This is a genomic window from Streptomyces sp. NPDC059696 (assembly GCF_042733745.1).
In the GTDB taxonomy this organism is placed as follows: Bacteria; Actinomycetota; Actinomycetes; order Streptomycetales; family Streptomycetaceae; genus Streptomyces.
On sequence record NZ_JBHWFG010000008.1, the window covers coordinates 78490 to 94840 of the forward strand.

The 16351-nt window shown below is 71.3% G+C and carries 14 protein-coding genes; 8 read left to right on the top strand and 6 right to left on the bottom strand.

What is annotated here, in order from left to right:
• The first annotated feature begins 88 nt into the window (after positions 1-88).
• Positions 89-661, top strand: coding sequence for a TetR/AcrR family transcriptional regulator (locus ACFV20_RS11045; protein WP_385655038.1), 573 nt, complete (start codon positions 89-91; stop codon positions 659-661).
• Positions 662-1062: 401 nt separating this feature from the next.
• Positions 1063-1857 (top strand): SDR family NAD(P)-dependent oxidoreductase, encoded by a 795-nt coding sequence (locus ACFV20_RS11050; protein WP_385655040.1) that lies wholly within the window; start codon positions 1063-1065, stop codon positions 1855-1857.
• Here the strand turns inward: ACFV20_RS11050 and ACFV20_RS11055 are convergent.
• The 6 genes from ACFV20_RS11055 to rhaI form a co-directional block, all read right to left on the bottom strand.
• Entirely contained in the window at positions 1833-2483 is a 651-nt protein-coding gene (locus tag ACFV20_RS11055; RefSeq protein WP_385655041.1) for a lactate utilization protein C, read from the bottom strand. The genes ACFV20_RS11050 and ACFV20_RS11055 overlap by 25 nt on opposite strands.
• Positions 2480-3958, bottom strand: coding sequence for a LutB/LldF family L-lactate oxidation iron-sulfur protein (locus tag ACFV20_RS11060; protein WP_385655043.1), 1479 nt, complete (start codon positions 3956-3958; stop codon positions 2480-2482). The genes ACFV20_RS11055 and ACFV20_RS11060 overlap by 4 nt, the downstream gene beginning before the upstream one ends.
• A complete protein-coding gene (locus ACFV20_RS11065) occupies positions 3955-4710 on the bottom strand; it encodes a (Fe-S)-binding protein (RefSeq protein WP_385655045.1) in 756 nt (251 codons plus the stop codon). The genes ACFV20_RS11060 and ACFV20_RS11065 overlap by 4 nt, the downstream gene beginning before the upstream one ends.
• A 71-nt stretch (positions 4711-4781) precedes the next feature.
• Positions 4782-6230 (bottom strand): rhamnulokinase family protein, encoded by a 1449-nt coding sequence (locus tag ACFV20_RS11070; protein WP_385655046.1) that lies wholly within the window; start codon positions 6228-6230, stop codon positions 4782-4784.
• Complete coding sequence (locus ACFV20_RS11075; RefSeq protein ID WP_385655047.1) at positions 6227-8266, bottom strand: bifunctional aldolase/short-chain dehydrogenase; 2040 nt, start codon at positions 8264-8266, stop codon at positions 6227-6229. Before ACFV20_RS11075 ends, ACFV20_RS11070 begins: the two co-directional genes overlap by 4 nt.
• Before the next feature lie 105 nt (positions 8267-8371).
• Positions 8372-9532: an L-rhamnose isomerase gene (gene rhaI / locus ACFV20_RS11080; RefSeq protein ID WP_385655049.1), complete on the bottom strand. Its 1161-nt coding sequence runs from the start codon at positions 9530-9532 to the stop codon at positions 8372-8374.
• Between the two features lie 272 nt (positions 9533-9804).
• Between rhaI and ACFV20_RS11085 the strand changes: the two genes are divergently transcribed.
• The 6 genes from ACFV20_RS11085 to ACFV20_RS11110 all read left to right on the top strand — a co-directional run bounded on the left by ACFV20_RS11085 (position 9805) and on the right by ACFV20_RS11110 (position 16272).
• Positions 9805-11322, top strand: a complete 1518-nt coding sequence (locus ACFV20_RS11085) for a sugar ABC transporter ATP-binding protein (RefSeq protein ID WP_385655051.1) — start codon at positions 9805-9807, stop codon at positions 11320-11322.
• On the top strand, positions 11319-12359 hold the full coding sequence (locus tag ACFV20_RS11090) for an ABC transporter permease (RefSeq protein ID WP_385655053.1): 1041 nt from the start codon (positions 11319-11321) through the stop codon (positions 12357-12359). The genes ACFV20_RS11085 and ACFV20_RS11090 overlap by 4 nt, the downstream gene beginning before the upstream one ends.
• Positions 12352-13326, top strand: a complete 975-nt coding sequence (locus tag ACFV20_RS11095) for an ABC transporter permease (protein WP_385655054.1) — start codon at positions 12352-12354, stop codon at positions 13324-13326. The genes ACFV20_RS11090 and ACFV20_RS11095 overlap by 8 nt, the downstream gene beginning before the upstream one ends.
• A gap of 84 nt (positions 13327-13410) precedes the next feature.
• On the top strand, positions 13411-14493 hold the full coding sequence (gene rhaS, locus ACFV20_RS11100) for a rhamnose ABC transporter substrate-binding protein (protein WP_385655056.1): 1083 nt from the start codon (positions 13411-13413) through the stop codon (positions 14491-14493).
• 17 nt (positions 14494-14510) lie between these two features.
• Complete coding sequence (locus ACFV20_RS11105; RefSeq protein WP_385655058.1) at positions 14511-14831, top strand: L-rhamnose mutarotase; 321 nt, start codon at positions 14511-14513, stop codon at positions 14829-14831.
• Positions 14832-14847: 16 nt separating this feature from the next.
• Positions 14848-16272 (top strand): BNR repeat-containing protein, encoded by a 1425-nt coding sequence (locus ACFV20_RS11110; RefSeq protein ID WP_385655060.1) that lies wholly within the window; start codon positions 14848-14850, stop codon positions 16270-16272.
• Positions 16273-16351 lie beyond the last annotated feature (79 nt).

Here is a 16351-nt window from a genome sequence, read left to right on the forward strand (position 1 = left end):
TGTTGGGGGACAGGCGGCCCTCCGGTCCGGGGCAGCGGGTTAAACCGATCGGTTTCCCCGGGGCGGCCGGGCGGGTACCCTCGCCCGTATGGCCACAACCGACAAGGCGTCCACCCGGGACCGGCTCCTCGACGCGGCGGCCGAGCTGTTCTACCGCGAGGGCGTCTCCCTCGGAGTCGAGACGCTGTGCCGGAGCGCCGGGGTCTCCAAGCGGTCCATGTACCAGCTCTTCGGAAGCAAGGACGAAGTCCTCGCGGCGAGTCTGGCCAAGCGGCTGCCGGAGTACGAGCAGCGGCTGGCGCCGGAACCGCGGGAACAGGACGGCAGCCCGCGCGACAGGATCCTGCATGTCTTCGAGCGGCTGGAGAAGGTCTCCGCCGAGTCCGCCTACCAGGGCTGTCCCTATCTCGCCGCCCTGGTCGAACTGAAGGACCCCGAGCACCCGGCGAGTGCCGTGGCCCGCGGGGCCAAGGAGTGGCTGCTGGGCTTCTTCCGCACGCAGGCCGAGGAGACCGGGGCGCGGGACGCGGAGCTGCTGGCCCGTCAGCTGATGCTGGTCTTCGACGGGGCAAGCGCCCGGGCCGGCGCCGGGATCGAGACGCTGGACGGTCTGACCACGACGACCGCGACCGCGCTGCTTGACGCCTCCGGCGCCCGCTGAACCGGACGGCATCCACAGCCGGCCCGGCGTGCCGCCTGCCGGGCTTCGGCGGCCGCACCGATGCCGCGCCCACCGGCGACACGCCCTGTGCCCCGTCCCTCGACGCACCGGGGCAAGGCGCGTGACCCCGCCCGCTGACCGGACGGCATCCACAGCCCCGACCCGGCGCGCCGCCTGCCCGGCGCCGCCGTGCGGCCTGCCGGGCTCCGGAGTGCCGTCTGCACGGCTCCGGCGGGCGGCGTCGGTGCCCGCCCGCCCACCGGCGACACGCCCTGTGCCCCGTCCTCGACGCGCCGGGACAGGGCTCGTGATCACACTGGCCCAGAACCCGTGTCGCGGGACGCACGCGGCGGCGCCCGCGGGGTACCCGATCACTCCCGTACGGAGAGGGCTGAGACCGCATGCAGATCGATCTGAAGGGCCGCACCGCCCTGGTCACCGGTTCCACGCAGGGCATCGGCGCCGCGATCGCCGCCGGGCTGGCCCGGTCGGGCGCCCGGGTGGGGGTCAACGGACGCTCACCCGACCGGGTGCGGGACGCCGTGGACCGGATGCGGGGTGACGTGCCCGGCGCCGAACTGGTACCCGTCGCCGCCGACGTCACCACCGACGAGGGAGCACGGCACGCGGTGGACGCGCTGGGGCAGGTGGACATCCTCGTCAACAACCTCGGCGTCTTCGAGTCCGCCGACCCCCTGGAGATCAGCGACGAGGAGTGGCGCCGCTACTTCGACGTCAACGTCCTGTCCGCGGTGCGCCTCACCCGGCTCGTGCTGCCCGGCATGACCGAACGCGGCTGGGGGAGGGTGCAGAACGTCGCCAGCGACTCGGCGGTGGTCATCCCGGCCGAGATGATCCACTACGGCATGTCCAAGACCGCCCTGCTCGCGGTGAGCCGGGGCTTCGCCAAACAGGCCGCCGGCACCGGAGTCACGGTGAACTCGGTCATCGCGGGGCCGACCCACACCGGCGGCGTCGAGGACTTCGTCTACCAGCTGGTCGACCGCGACCTGCCCTGGGACGAGGCCCAGCGCGTGTTCATGCGGGAGCACCGGCCGCAGTCGCTGCTCCAGCGGCTGATCGAGCCGGAGGAGATCGCCAACATGGTCGTCTACCTCGCCTCCGACCACGCCTCGGCGACCACGGGCGGTGCCCTGCGGGTCGACGGCGGCTACGTGGACTCGATCCTGCCCTGATCCACCAGCACCACCTCCAGGATGCGCGGACCGTGCACCCCCTCGACCCGGTCCAGTTCGATGTCACTGGTCGCCGACGGCCCCGAGATCCACGTCGACGGGCGGGCCGGGTCGAGACGTTCGAGCCCCTGCGGCACGGACGACACGACCTGATCGGGCACCCGCACCACACAGATGTGGTGGTCCGGGACCAGGGTGATCCGGCGGCGGCCCTGGTCGGGTGAGCCGTCCAGTACGAGGGTGCCGGTCTCGGCGATCGCGACCGCACAGGCCGTCACCACACTGTCGACCCGGTCCAGTTCGGCCGGGGTGCTCTCGGCGCGGTCCGCCACCCGTGCCACCCGGGTCGCGGCGAGCCACCCCTCGTCCAGCCCGGGCGGCACCAGCACCGACGCCGATCCGTGGTTCTCCAGCAGCCCCGCGATCAGGGCGGCCAGCCCGCCGGCGTCCGTGCGGTGCACGAGAGCCCGGTAGTCCGCCAGGTTCTCGGCGAGCAGTTCCACCGTCTGCGCGACGGTCCGCTGCCCGTGCTCGCGCAGGTAGTCCCGCGCGATCGGCGCCTCGTCGGCCGGTGCGTCCGCCAGCGCGCGCCGGACCCGCCCCAGGATCCGTTCCCTGCTGTTCACTCGGCTCCGCCCTTCCCGCCGCGCGTGCGCTGCCACCAGTCCCGGAACGGTTCGGCGGGGACCGGGGGCAGATCCCGGCTCCCGCTCCAGGCCCTGCCCGGACCGGGCAGCGTCCGGGGATGGAAGCGGCGGGTCCGGGAGGCGGCGCGCTGGCCGGCGCGCAGCGCGCCCGCGTGCGAGAACGCCCAGCGCGCCGCGCGCATCGCCGCCCGCTCGGCGGCATGCCCCTTCGCGGGCCGCAGCACCACTTTGTTGCCCGCCCGCGTGACCTCACCGCCCTGCACCACCCGCTCCCGCAGATGCACCAGCACCTCGGGGATGTCGATGGCGACCGGACACACCTCGTAACACGCCCCGCACAGCGACGAGGCGTACGGCAGGGAGGCGTCGATCTCGCTGCCCGTGCCCCGCAGTTGCGGACTGAGGATCGCGCCGATCGGACCCGGGTACACCGAGCCGTAGGCGTGGCCGCCGGCCCGTTCGTACACCGGGCAGACGTTGAGGCAGGCCGAGCAGCGGATGCAGCGCAGTGCCTGCCGGCCCACCTCGTCGGCGAGGGTGTCGGTGCGGCCGTTGTCGAGCAGCACCAGATGGAAGGTGCTCGGGCCGTCCCGATCGGTCGTGCCGGTCCAGGTGGAGGTGTACGGGTTCATGCGCTCGGCGGTCGAGGAGCGGGGGAGTGTCTGCAGGAAGACCTCCAGGTCCCGCCATGTCGGCACGACCTTCTCGATGCCGACGACCGAGATCAGCGTCTCGGGCAGGGTCAGGCACATCCGGCCGTTGCCCTCGGACTCCACGACCACCAGCGTGCCCGTCTCGGCGACCATGAAGTTGGCGCCGGAGATGCCGACCTTGGCCCGCAGGAACTTCTCCCGCAGGTGCAGGCGGGCGGCTTCGGCGAGTTCGGCCGGGGAGTCGGTCAGGCCCTCGGGGGCGGGGCGGCCCCACGCGCTCATCTCGCGGGCGAAGACGTCCCGGATCTCGCCGCGGTTGCGGTGGATGGCCGGGACGAGGATGTGCGAGGGACGGTCCTTGCCCAGCTGCACGATCAGCTCGGCGAGATCGGTCTCGTAGGCGCGGATGCCCTCGGCCTCAAGCGCCTCGTTGAGCCCGATCTCCTGCGTGGCCATCGACTTGACCTTGACGACCTCCGACTCGCCTGTCGTCTTCACGAGGTGGGTGACGATCTTGTTGGCCTCGTCCGCGTCGGCGGCCCAGTGCACGACGCCGCCCGCCGCCGTGACCGACTCCTCCAACTGCACGAGATAGCGGTCGAGATGACGCAGGGTGTGGTCCTTGATCCGCTTGCCCGCCTCGCGCAGACGGGCCCAGTCGGACACCTCCGCGACGGCCTTCGCCCGCTTGGCCCGGATGGTGTGCGTGGCGTGCCGCAGATTGCCGCGCAAAGTGGTGTTCGCCACGGCCTCCCGCGCGGCCTCCGGAAACGCCGGCATGCCGAGATACGTCCCGCTCATACGGCCGGTTCCTCCTCCGTGCTCGCCAGGATCTCCGCGATGTGCACCGGCCGCATGCCGGTCCGCAGCCGGGTCATCGTCCCGCCGATGTGCATCAGGCAGGAGTTGTCGGCCGCGCACAGCACCTCGGCGCCCGTCGACTCGGCGTTGCGCACCTTGTCGGTGCCCATCGCCGCCGAGACGTCCGGGTTCTTCAGCGCGAAGGTGCCGCCGAACCCGCAGCACTCGTCGGCGCCCGGCAGTTCGACGAGCTCCAGCCCCTTCACCGACCGCAGCAGCCGCCGCGGCCGCTCACCGAGCCCGAGCCCGCGCAGCCCGTGGCAGGTCGGGTGGTAGGTCACCCTGTGCGGGTAGTACGCCCCGACGTCCGTCACCCCCAGCACATCGACGAGGAACTCGGTCAGCTCGTACGTCTTGGGCACCACCGGCGCCAGCGTGGCCGCGAGGGTGTCCCCACGCCCCTCCGCCCGGGCCCGCTCGCCCATCCGCGGATACAGCTCCCGGACCATCGCCCCGCACGACCCGGAGGGCGTCACGATCGCCTCGTAGGCACCGAAGACATCGGAGAAGTGCCGGGCGAGCGGCTCGGCCTCATGGCGGTAGCCGGTGTTGTAGTGCGCCTGCCCGCAGCAGGTCTGCGCCATCGGGAAGTCGACGTCCACACCCAGTCTGGTCAGCAGTTTCACCACGGCGCGCCCGGTGGCCGGATACAGCGTGTCGTTGACGCAGGTCAGGAACAGGGCGACACGCATCGCGGCTCCTTGTGCTCGATCATCGGACGTGTGCAGCGTAGTGGGCGGTCACGGCCCGGGGGAGGCCCCTGTCAGTGCCCGGCGAGCCGGGCCTGCGCGGCGTCCCACCGCTCGGTTCCGCCCCGGGGCTCGTAGCGGGTGAGCGGCTGCGTGTGGACGAGCAGCCGCCGCATTGCGGCCAGGTCACCGACCAGCCCGTCCGCGCGTGCCTGGACCAGGACGTTCCCCAGCGCCGCCGCCTCGGTGGGCCCGGCCACCACCGGCAGACCGCACGCGTCGGCCGTGAGCTGGCACAGCAGGGCGTTGCGCGTACCGCCGCCGACCACGTGCACGACGTCGACCGGGTGCCCGGCGAGCCGCTGGGCGTCCTGGACGGCCCTGCGGTGCGCGAGGGCCAGGGAGTCGAGGATGCAGCGCGTCACCTCGGCCGGCGACTCGGGCACCGGCTGCCCCGAGGCCCGGCACGCCGCGGCGATCCGCTCTGGCATCCGCCCGGGCGCCAGGAACGCCGCGTCGCCCGCGTCCACCACCGACCGCAGCGCCGGCACCCTGGACGCCGCCGGCAGCAGCGCACCGAGATCCGGGTCGCCCCAGGCCCGTACGCACTCCTGGAGCAGCCACAGCCCCATGATGTTGCGCAGGTAGCGGACCGTGCCGTCCAGCCCCAGCTCATTGGTGAAGTTGGCGGCCCGGCTCTCCTCGGTCAGCACCGGCGCGGTCAGCTCCAGGCCGGCCAGCGACCAGGTGCCGGTGCAGATGTAGGCGAACCGCTCGTCCGGCGCGGGGACGGCGGCGACCGCCGACGCGGTGTCGTGGGACCCGACGGCGGTCACCGGCACGGGACCGGCCAGCCCGGTCTCCTCCAGCACCTCCGGCCGCAGCACCCCCGCCGGATCACCGGGCCGCCGCAGGGGAGCGAACAGCCCGAGGTCGATCCCGAGGCGCTCGGCGACACCGTACGCCCAGTCGCGGGTGCGCGGGTCGATCAGCTGGGTCGTGGAGGCGTTGGTGAGTTCCGTGCCCTGCTCGCCGGTCAGCCAGTACGTCAGCAGGTCCGGCATCAGCAGCAGCCGCCGGGCCTGGGCGAGTCGGGCCGTCGACCGGGCGGCGGTCAGCTGGTACAGGGTGTTGAAGGGCGCGTCCTGCAACCCGGTCGCGGCGTACAGCTCCGCGGCGGGCACCGTCGCCCACACCTTCTGCGCGACACCCTCCGTCCGGGCGTCGCGGTAGTGCACGGGGTTGCCCAGCAGCGCCCCGTCCTCGTCGAGCAGTCCGTAGTCCACGGCCCAGCTGTCGATGCCGACGGAGCCGACCTGCCCCGCTGCCCGCAGCCCGTCCAGGACTCCGGCGTACAGGCCGAGCACGTCCCAGCGCAGCCCCTCGGGCACACGCACCGGCCGGTTGGGGAAACGGTGGGCCTCGCTCAGTTCCAGCGAGGCGCGTCCGACCCGGCCGACCATGACACGCCCGCTCGACGCGCCGAGGTCGACCGCGGCGTACGACGTCACCCTCGTGCTCATCGCAGAAACGCGGCGGCGACGCCGGCGTCGACCGGGATGTGCAGACCCGTCGTATGGGTGAGGTCCCCACCGGTCAGCGCGAAGACGGCGTTGGCCACGTGCTCGGGGAGCACCTCCCGCTTGAGGATGGTGCGCTGCGCGTAGAACTCGCCCAGCTTCTCCTCCTCCACCCCGTACACGGCGGCCCGCTGGGCTCCCCACCCGCCGGCGAAGATCCCCGAGCCGCGCACCACACCGTCCGGGTTGACGCCGTTGACGCGGATGCCGTGCTCGCCGAGCTCGGCCGCGAGCAGCCGCACCTGGTGGGCCTGGTCGGCCTTGGTGGCGGAGTAGGCGATGTTGTGGGGACCGGCGAACACGGCGTTCTTCGAGGCGATGTAGACGATGTCGCCGCCCAGCCCCTGGGCGATCATCACCCGGGCCGCCTCCCGCGACACGAGGAAGGAGCCGCGCGCCATGATGTCGTGCTGGAGGTCCCAGTCCTCGGTGGAGGTCTCCAGCAGCGGCTTGGAGACCGAGATGCCCGCGTTGTTGACGACGAGGTCCACGCCGCCGAAGGCCAGCACGGCCTCGCGGAACGCCTCGGTGATCTGCTCCTCGGAGGTGACGTCCACCGTCACGGCGACGGCCTGGTCGGGCCCGCCCAGCTCCTCGGCGACGGCGGCGGCGTTGCCCGCGTGGAGGTCGGCGACGACCACGCAGGCGCCCTCGGCCACGAGCCGGTGTGCGATGGCCCTGCCGATGCCGCTGCCGGCACCCGTCACCAGCGCCACCCGGGTCGCCAGCGCCTTCGGCTGCGGCATCCGCCGGAGCTTGGCCTCCTCCAGCGCCCAGTACTCGATGCGGAACTTCTCGGACTCCTCGATCGGCGCGTACGTGGACACGGACTCGGCCCCGCGCATCACGTTGATGGCGTTGACGTAGAACTCGCCCGCGACCCGGGCGGTCTGCTTGTCCCTGCCGAAGGAGAACATGCCGATCCCCGGGATCAGCACGATCGCCGGGTCGGCGCCGCGCAGGGCGGGGGAGCCGGGCTCGGCGTGCCGCCGGTAGTAGGCGGCGTACTCCTCGCGGTACTCGGCGTGCAGCTCCTTCAGCCGCGCGACCGCCTCCTCCAGCGGGGCGTTCGGCGGCAGGTCCAGGACCAGCGGCCGGACCTTGGTGCGCAGGAAGTGGTCCGGGCAGGAGGTCCCGAGCGCGGCGAGCCGCGGGTGCTCGGCGCTCGCGAGGAAGCCGAGGACGATGTCGGAGTCGTCGAAGTGCCCCACCTGGGGCCGGTCCTGCGAGGCGAGGGCCCGCACGTGCGGGGCGAGCGCGGCGGCCCGCTCCCGCCGCTCACCGGCGCTCAGCGCGGTGTACCCCTCGATCACGGGCCCGAAGGGCTCGGCCCTGCCCCGCTCGGCGAGGAACCGCTCGGCGGTGCGGATGATGTGCAGCGAGTTCCGCTCGCACTCCTCGGAGGTGTCCCCCCAGGCGGTGATCCCGTGCCCGCCGAGAACGCACCCGACGGCCTGCGGATTGGCCTTCTGCACGGCGGCGATGTCCAGCCCCAGCTGGAACCCCGGCCGCCGCCACGGCACCCACACCACGCTGTCGCCGAAGCACTCGGCGGTCAGCTTCTCCCCGTCGGCGGCACAGGCCAGCGCGATCCCCGAGTCCGGATGCAGATGATCGACGTGCGCGGCCTCGACGAGCCCGTGCATGGCGGTGTCGATGGACGGCGCCGCCCCGCCCTTCCCGTGCAGGCAGTAGTCGAACGCGGCCACCATCTCGTCCTCGCGCTCGGGCCCCGGATAGACGTCGGCCAGCGCCCGCATCCGGTCCAGCCGCAGCACGGCGAGGCCGCCCTCGGTCAGCGTCCCGAGATCCCCACCGGATCCCTTGACCCACATCAGCTCGACGTCCCCGCCGGTGACGGGGTCGGTCCCGGTGGCCTTGGCGGAGGCGTTGCCGCCCGCGTAGTTCGTGTTCCGGGGATCGGCCCCGAGCCGATGCGACCGGGCGAGCAGAGCGGCGGCTTCGGGATGTACAGCCATGAACAGTTCCTTTGCAACGGAGGGTGTGTACGGCAGGGGCGCGGGGAACTGCGCGATCAGCCACGGACGACCCGCACCCCGCGGACGACGGATCTCGGCAGACGCCTACGCACCCCACCCCGCCTGCTGCCCGCCCACCCGCTCGGCGACGATCTTCTCGCCCCACCCCGAACGCCGGTACGCCGCGACGGGGTCGGGGTCCAGCCCCATCTCCTCCCGCACGTCACGCAGCAGCGGCCGCACATCCGTGTTGTACGCGTCCATCAGCACCGCATGGGCCTCCAGCACGTCCCCACCGCGCTGCGCCGCCCCCAGCGCGTCACGATCGACCAGCAGCGCCTTCGCCGTGGCCTCCTGCACGTTCATCACCGACCGGATGATCGCCGGGATCTTCGCCTCGATGTTGTGGCACTGGTCGAGCATGAACGCGACCCCGGGCGTGAACCCACCGCCCCGCACGACCTCGTACATGATCCGGAACAGCTGGAAGGGATCCGCCGCCCCGACCATCAGGTCGTCGTCCGCGTAGAACCGCGAGTTGAAGTCGAACCCGCCGAGCTTCCCCTCCCGCAGCAGCGTCGCCACGATGAACTCGATGTTGGTGCCCGGCGCGTGATGCCCCGTGTCGACGACGACCTGCGCCTTGGGGCCGAGCTTCAGGCAGTGGGCGTAGGCGGTGCCCCAGTCCGGCACGTCCGTCGTGTAGAACGCCGGCTCGAAGAACTTGTACTCCAGCAGCATCCGCTGCCCGTCCCCGAGCCGCTCGTAGACCTCGGCGAGCCCCTCGGCCAGCCGGTCCTGCCGGCCCCGGATGTCGTCCTGGCCGGGATAGTTCGTCCCGTCGGCGAACCACAGCTTCAGATCCGTCGAGCCCGTCGCATCCATGATGTCGACGCACTCCAGCAGGTGGTCGACGGCCTTGCGCCGCACGGAGGCCTCCGGATGGCAGATGCTCCCGAGCTTGTAGGCGTCGTCCTGGAAGGTGTTGGAGTTGATCGCCCCGAGCCGCACGCCCCGCTGCTCGGCGTGCTTCGCCAGGGCCGCGTAGTCGTCGACCTCGTCCCACGGAATGTGCAGGGCCACCGTCGGGGCGACCCCGGTGAACTCGTGCACCTTCGCCGCGTCGTCCAGCTTCTCGAACGGGGTGCGCGGGACGCCCTCCTGTGCGAAGACCTTGAATCGCGTGCCCGAGTTCCCGTACGCCCACGACGGCGTCTCGACGGCCTGTGTCTTGAGAGCGGCCTTCGCCGCGGCGAGCTCGGTCACGTCAGGCTCCTGTGACATCGGGTCGTGACGACCGCTGAATGAAACGATTCAGAACGCGAAGCTATGGGCCCCCCGAAGGGGTGTCAACCCCTCCGGGCGAGACGGTCGCCCGCGACTCCCACCCGGCCATTGGTACTCCCTCCAGCCCCGAAACTTTTTCGACCGGAACCCATTGACGTGACATGCGCGGCCCGCCTAACGTCCCGGCAACCCAGTTGAAACCTTTCACGACGCCAGGAGGGCCGACCCGCCGGCGTCGTCGAGGAGCCCTCATGACCCACCCGTCCACCACGGGTCCGGCCCCGGTTCTCGCACTGAGGGACGTCTCCAAGTCCTTCGGCGCGGTCCGCGCACTGCGGGACGTCTCCCTGGAGCTCTTTCCCGGGGAGGTGCACGCACTCGCCGGTGAGAACGGTGCCGGCAAGTCCACCCTCATCAAGACCCTCGCCGGCGTGCACCGCCCGGACGCCGGCCAGGTGCTGCTCGACGGTGCGCCCGTCACCTTCCACGGACCCGGCGCCGCCCGCGACGCCGGCATCGCCGTGATCTACCAGGAGCCCACGCTCTTCCCCGACCTGTCGATCGCCGAGAACATCTACATGGGCCGCCGGCCCCGCCGCACCCTCGGCCGGATCGACCACAAGGCCACCCACGACGCGACCGCCGCCCTGATGAAGCGCCTCGGCGTCGAACTCGACCCCGACCGGCCCGCCCGCGGCCTGTCCATCGCCGACCAGCAGATCGTCGAGATCGCCAAGGCCCTCTCCTTCGACGCCCGCGTCCTGATCATGGACGAGCCGACGGCCGCCCTCACCGGCAGCGAGGTCGCCCGCCTCTTCGGCGTCGTCCGCACCCTGCGCGACCAGGGAGCCGCCGTCCTCTTCATCTCCCACCGGCTGGAAGAGATCTTCGAGATCTGCCGACGGGTCACCACCCTGCGCGACGGCGCCCGGATCGCGAGCGAGCCCCTGGACGGCATGACCGAGGACGACCTGGTGCGCCGCATGGTCGGCCGCGACCTCGACGAGCTCTACCCCAAGCAGGACGTGACGCCGGGCGACGCCGCCCTGAGCGTGCGCCGGCTGACCCGCGAGGGAGTCTTCACCGACGTGTCCTTCGACGTCCGGCACGGCGAGATCGTCGGACTGGCCGGACTCGTCGGCGCCGGACGCACCGAGGTCGCCCGGGCCGTGTTCGGCGTCGACCGCTGGGACGCCGGTGAGGTCTCGGTCCGCGGCACGGCGCTGGTGAACGGCGCCCCCTCCACCGCCATGGCCGCCGGACTCGCCCTGGTCCCGGAGGACCGGCGCGCCCAGGGCCTGGTGATGAACATGTCCATCGAGCGCAACATCGGCCTCACGGGGCTGCGGACGACGGTGAGGGCCGGGCTGATGGACCGCGGCGCCGAGCGCAGCCGCTCCCTCGACTGGGCCGTCAAGCTCCAGGTGAAGTACGCCCGGATCGCCGACACGGTCAGCACGCTCTCCGGCGGCAACCAGCAGAAGGTCGTCCTCGCCAAGTGGCTGGCCACCGGACCGAAGGTGCTCATCGTCGACGAACCGACCCGCGGCATCGACGTCGGCACCAAGGCCGAGGTGCACCGGCTGCTGTCACAACTGGCCGCCGACGGTGTGGCCGTCCTGATGATCTCCTCCGACCTGCCCGAGATCCTCGGCATGGCCGACCGCGTGCTGGTGATGCACGAGGGCCGGCTCACCGCCGAGATACCCCGCTCCGCCGCCACCGAGGAAACCGTGATGGCCGCGGCCACCGGGAGGGTCGCCGCATGACGGTCGTCACCCCGCACGAGGCCCCCGCGGCCGACGTGCCCAGGTCGAGCGGCACCCGGCTGGCCGACCGCGTCTTCAGGATGCGCGAACTCGCCATCCTGCTCGTCTTCCTGGTGATGATCGGCGTCACCCAGGCGGGCAACAGCGAGTTCCTCTCCGAGCAGGGCGTCAAGGACCTGCTGCTGAACGCGACGATCCTCGTCCTGGTCGCCACCGGCCAGTCGCTCGTCGTCATCACCCGCAACGTCGACCTGTCCGTCGGATCCACCCTCGGCATCAGCGCGTTCGCCGCCGGCACGTATCTCCAGGGCGGCGGAAACCCCGTCGTCGCGGTCGCGCTGGCCGTGCTGCTCGGAGTCGGCTTCGGACTGCTCAACGGGCTGCTCGTCAGCCTCGGCCAGGTGCCCGCGCTCGTCGTCACCCTCGGCACGCTGTACATCATCCGCGGCATCGACTCCATCTGGGTCGGCTCACGCCAGATCACCGCGGCCGATCTGCCCGGTGGGTTCGTCGACTTCGGCTCCGGCGGCATCTCGGCGGTGCCCTACCTGGCACTGATCGCGCTGGTGGTCCTCGTCGCCACCGCCTACTACCTCAAGCACTTCGGCAGCGGCCGCGAGCTGTACGCGCTCGGCTCCAACCCGGAGGCCGCCCGCCTCGCCGGCATCCCCGTCCGCAAGCGGATCCTCGTCGCGTACACCTTCTGCGGCGCCCTCGCGGGACTCGCCGGCGCGATGTACCTGGCCCGCTTCGGCAATGTCGACTCCGGCACCGGCAACGGCTACGAACTGACCGTCGTCAGCGCGGTCGTGGTCGGCGGCGTCGTCTTCACCGGCGGCTCGGGCAGTGTGTACGGCGCCGCCCTCGGTGCCCTGGTGCTGACCTCCGTCAACAGCATGCTGCCCGCCCTCGGCGTCAGCTCCGTCTGGGTGCTCGCGATCAACGGCATCCTGCTCATCCTCGCGATCGCGGTCGACCGGATCGTCGCGCTGCGTGTGGCATCCGCCCTGAAGAAGAGGAGCGCCCGCCGTGGCTGACATCTCCCCGATCCGCGCGGTCCGCTGGGACACGGTGGTCGGCGCCCTGCTCGTCGTGGTCCTGCTGTTCTCCTTCGGCTTCGTCGACGGGTTCGGCAACGCGCTCAACCTGTCGTTCCTCATCGGCAACGCCCTGCCCATCGCGCTGATCGCCCTGCCGATGACCCTGCTGGTGGTCTCCGGCGAGATCGACCTGTCGGTGGCGTCGACGGCCGGCCTGTCCGGTGCCGTGATGGGCGCCCTGTGGAACCAGGGCATGGCCATCGAGACGATCATCCCCGTCTGCCTGCTGCTGGGTGTGGTGTGCGGGCTGGTCAACGGGCTGCTGGTGACCAGGCTCGGGCTGCCGTCCCTCGCCGTGACCATCGGCACCCTCGCCGCCTACCGGGGCATCGCGCAGATCGTGCTCGGCTCCGACGCGGTGACCGACTTCCCCACGCAGTACCTGGACTTCGCGGCCGGGCGGATCGGCGACACGTTCGTCCCGTACGCCTTCCTGCCGTTCCTCGTCCTGCTCGCCATCGCCGTGGTCGCGCTGCACGCCACGCCGTTCGGGCGGTCGCTGTTCGCGATCGGAGCGAGTGAGGAGGCCGCGCGGTTCGCCGGGATCCGGGTCAAGCGGCAGAAGCTGATCCTGTTCACGCTGACCGGGCTGACGGCCTCGCTGACCGGCATCTTCTGGGCGCTGCACTACGCGAGTGCGCGCTACGACAACGCCACAGGTCTCGAACTGTCCGTCGTGGCCGCGGTGTTGCTCGGCGGGATCGACTTCGACGGTGGCAAGGGCACGTTGGGCGGTGCCATCGCGGGGGTGTTCCTGCTGGGGGCCTTGCAGAACGTGATGAGCCTCCAGGACGTTTCCGCGCAGTCGCAGATCGTCGTGACCGGTGTGTTGCTGGTGCTGTCCGTGCTCGGGCCGCGGGTGGCTCGGCAGATCGCCGTTGTGCGCGCTCGATCGTCCGGCTGACCGGCGGTTCGTGGCTGGTCGCGCGGTTCCCCGCGCCCCTGAACGCAGGGGCGTCTCCCTCAACCTCGTTCAAAGGAAGCCGTCATGCGTAAGTCAACCCTCCGCCGCGGCGGCGCGGCCCTCGCCACCGCCACCTGCCTCGCCCTGGCCCTCACCGCCTGCGGCGGCACCACCAAGAAGGACGTCGCGAACGAAGGCGGGTCCGCCGCCACCGCCGGCAAGGCCGATCCGAACGCGGCCACCAAGAAGGGCCTCACCGTCGGGTTCCTGCCCAAGCAGGTCAACAACCCGTACTTCACCTCCGCCGACAAGGGGGGCGAGAAGGCGCTCAAGGAGCTGGGGTCCAGCTACAAGGAGGTGGGGCCGTCCAGCGCGACCGACACCGCCGGGCAGGTCTCCTACGTCAACACCCTCACGCAGCAGCAGGTCGACGCGATGGCCGTGTCCGCGCAGGACCCGGGCGCGCTGTGCACCGCGCTGAAGCAGGCCATGAAGAACGGCATCAAGGTCGTCACCTACGACTCCGACACGACGGCCGGCTGCCGCAACGCCTTCGTCTCGCAGGCCTCCGCCGAGGACCTCGGCCGTACCGAGGTGCAACTGCTCGCGAAGCAGCTCGGCTACAAGGGCGAGATCGCGATCCTGTCCGCCGCGCAGACCGCGACCAACCAGAACACCTGGATCGACTTCATGAAGGACGAGCTGAAGAAGCCCGAGTACAAGAACATGAAGCTGGTCAAGACCGCGTACGGCAACGACGACGCCCAGCAGTCCTTCCAGCAGACCCAGGGACTGCTCCAGGAGTACCCGAACCTGAAGGGGATCATCTCCCCGACCACCGTCGGCATCAAGGCCGCCGCCCAGTACCTGTCGGGCTCCAAGTACAAGGGCAAGGTCAAGCTGACCGGCCTCGGCACCCCGAACGACATGCGCAAGTACGTCAAGAACGGCACCGTCGAGGCGTTCGAGCTGTGGGACCCGGCCAAGCTCGGCGAGCTGGCCGCCCGCACCGCCGTCGCCCTGTCCTCCGGGCAGATCACCGGCAAGGAGGGCGAGACCTTCGAGGCCGGCTCCATGGGGGAGTACACCGTCGGCAAGGACGGCGTGATCAGCCTCGGCAAGCCGACCGTGTTCGACGCGAAGAACATCGACCAGTTCAACTTCTAGACCCCGGGGAGTCGTTGATGCAGCGCGTGTGCTTCCTGCTGAAAGTCAGGGCGGACCGGCTCGACGAGTACCGCGAGCGGCACGCCGCGGTGTGGCCCGAGATGCTGGAGGCACTCTCGGAGACCGGCTGGCACAACTACTCGCTGTTCCTGCGCGAGGACGGACTGCTCGTCGGCTACGTGGAGACCGAGGACTTCGCGGCCGCCCGGGCCGGCATGGAAGCCACCGACGTCAACGCCCGCTGGCAGGCGGAGATGGCGCCGTTCTTCGAGTCGCTGGACGGCGCCCTGCCCGACGAGGCCATGAAACCGCTCACGGAAGTGTTCCACCTCGCATGACGATGGAGTCCATGAGATGCACCGACGCACCCTGCTGGCCGCCGCCCTCGCGGGGACGGCGGTGAGCCCCGCCCTGGCCTCCGGCACCGCCCGGGCCGCCGGCCCCGGCCCCTCCGTCACCCGGGCCGGCACCACCACCCTCGACGACCAGGCGATCTTCTTCGTGTCGTACGACGGGCTGGTCAACAACAACGCGTTCCAGAAGAACGGTCTGCTCACCTACAAGGGCCACCAGTACGCCGTCTGGTACACCGCGGACCGCAACGCCGTCGTCGGCCGCCGCGCCCTCGGCGGCAGCACCTGGTCCACGGTCGAGGTCGGCCACACCCTCAAGGCCGACGACTCCCACAACGTCATCTCCATGGGCGTGTCCGAGGTCGACGGCCGGCTGCACCTCACCATGGACTCCCACAGCGACGGCTTCACCTACGTCACGTCGGTCGCCGGGCTCATGGACAACCCCGGCGGGCTGAGCTGGACCGCCGGCCGCTTCGGGGCGCCGCAGTCCACCCTGGACGGACTGGCGCTGACCTCCCGGTTCACCTATCCGCAGTTCGTGTCGACGCCCGACGGCAAGCTCCAGCTGAGCTACCGCGTCGCCGTCTCCGGCAACGGCCGCAACGCCCTCGCCGAGTACGACGGCACCACGTGGACCGACCTCGGCGAGTGGTCGAGCTCCACCGGCACGTACACCAGCGAGCACGGCTCCTCGACGGCCCGCAACATGTACCTGCACGGCATCGACTACGACCGGAACGGCCGGCTGCACGCCCTCTTCACCTGGCGCGAGCAGAACAACGCCGTGATGTGCAGCGGCGGCGGCATCACCAACCACGACACCGGCTACGTCCACTCCGACGACCGGGGCCGCACCTGGCGCAACGACGCCGGCACCGTCATCGGCGTCACCGGGGGCTCCGACAAGGTGTCCGTGACCGACGCCGGCCTGGTGATCGACCCGCTCAACCCGGACCACTCCCTGATGAACCAGGAGAGCCAGTTCACCGACTCCGCGGGCCGGCCGCACGCGATCATCTCCTACGTGCCCGGCCGCTTCGGCCGGTGCACCACGAACTACGTGGCCGACCGGACCGCCAACGGCCGCGCCTTCCACCTGCGCAAGAACGCCGCCGGCACCTGGCAGAAGACCGAGATACCGGTCCCGCTGAACTCCAGCCAGCGCACCAAGCTCATCCTGGACAGGTACGACAACGCGTACGCGGTCTTCCCGTTCGGCCGGATCGCCGCGGCCTCCGCCGCATCGGGGTACACGGACTGGAGGATCCTCTTCGACGGCAGTGGCCTGAACGCCTTCGGCGAGGTCGTCATCGACGAGACACGGGTCGCGCAGGACGGGGTGCTCTCGTTCATGTACCAGGAGAAGTCCAGCGGGACGACCCCTTCGGCGCTGCATGTGACGGACTTCCGTCTGCCCGCCTGACCGCGGCCGGTCTCCGGTGCGGGTGCCGGTAATGTGAAGCCGCCCCGGCCGCCGCCCCTCGTCTCCCCCTGGAGGTCCC

Coding starts and splice junctions, on each gene's coding strand:
- ACFV20_RS11045 (WP_385655038.1), top strand. CDS start 89: ATGGCCACAACCGACAAGGCGTCCACCCGGGACCGGCTCCTCGACGCG.
- ACFV20_RS11050 (WP_385655040.1), top strand. CDS start 1,063: ATGCAGATCGATCTGAAGGGCCGCACCGCCCTGGTCACCGGTTCCACG.
- ACFV20_RS11060 (WP_385655043.1), bottom strand. CDS start 3,958: ATGAGCGGGACGTATCTCGGCATGCCGGCGTTTCCGGAGGCCGCGCGG.
- ACFV20_RS11065 (WP_385655045.1), bottom strand. CDS start 4,710: ATGCGTGTCGCCCTGTTCCTGACCTGCGTCAACGACACGCTGTATCCG.
- ACFV20_RS11070 (WP_385655046.1), bottom strand. CDS start 6,230: ATGAGCACGAGGGTGACGTCGTACGCCGCGGTCGACCTCGGCGCGTCG.
- ACFV20_RS11075 (WP_385655047.1), bottom strand. CDS start 8,266: ATGGCTGTACATCCCGAAGCCGCCGCTCTGCTCGCCCGGTCGCATCGG.
- ACFV20_RS11085 (WP_385655051.1), top strand. CDS start 9,805: ATGACCCACCCGTCCACCACGGGTCCGGCCCCGGTTCTCGCACTGAGG.
- ACFV20_RS11090 (WP_385655053.1), top strand. CDS start 11,319: ATGACGGTCGTCACCCCGCACGAGGCCCCCGCGGCCGACGTGCCCAGG.
- rhaS (WP_385655056.1), top strand. CDS start 13,411: ATGCGTAAGTCAACCCTCCGCCGCGGCGGCGCGGCCCTCGCCACCGCC.
- ACFV20_RS11105 (WP_385655058.1), top strand. CDS start 14,511: ATGCAGCGCGTGTGCTTCCTGCTGAAAGTCAGGGCGGACCGGCTCGAC.
- ACFV20_RS11110 (WP_385655060.1), top strand. CDS start 14,848: ATGCACCGACGCACCCTGCTGGCCGCCGCCCTCGCGGGGACGGCGGTG.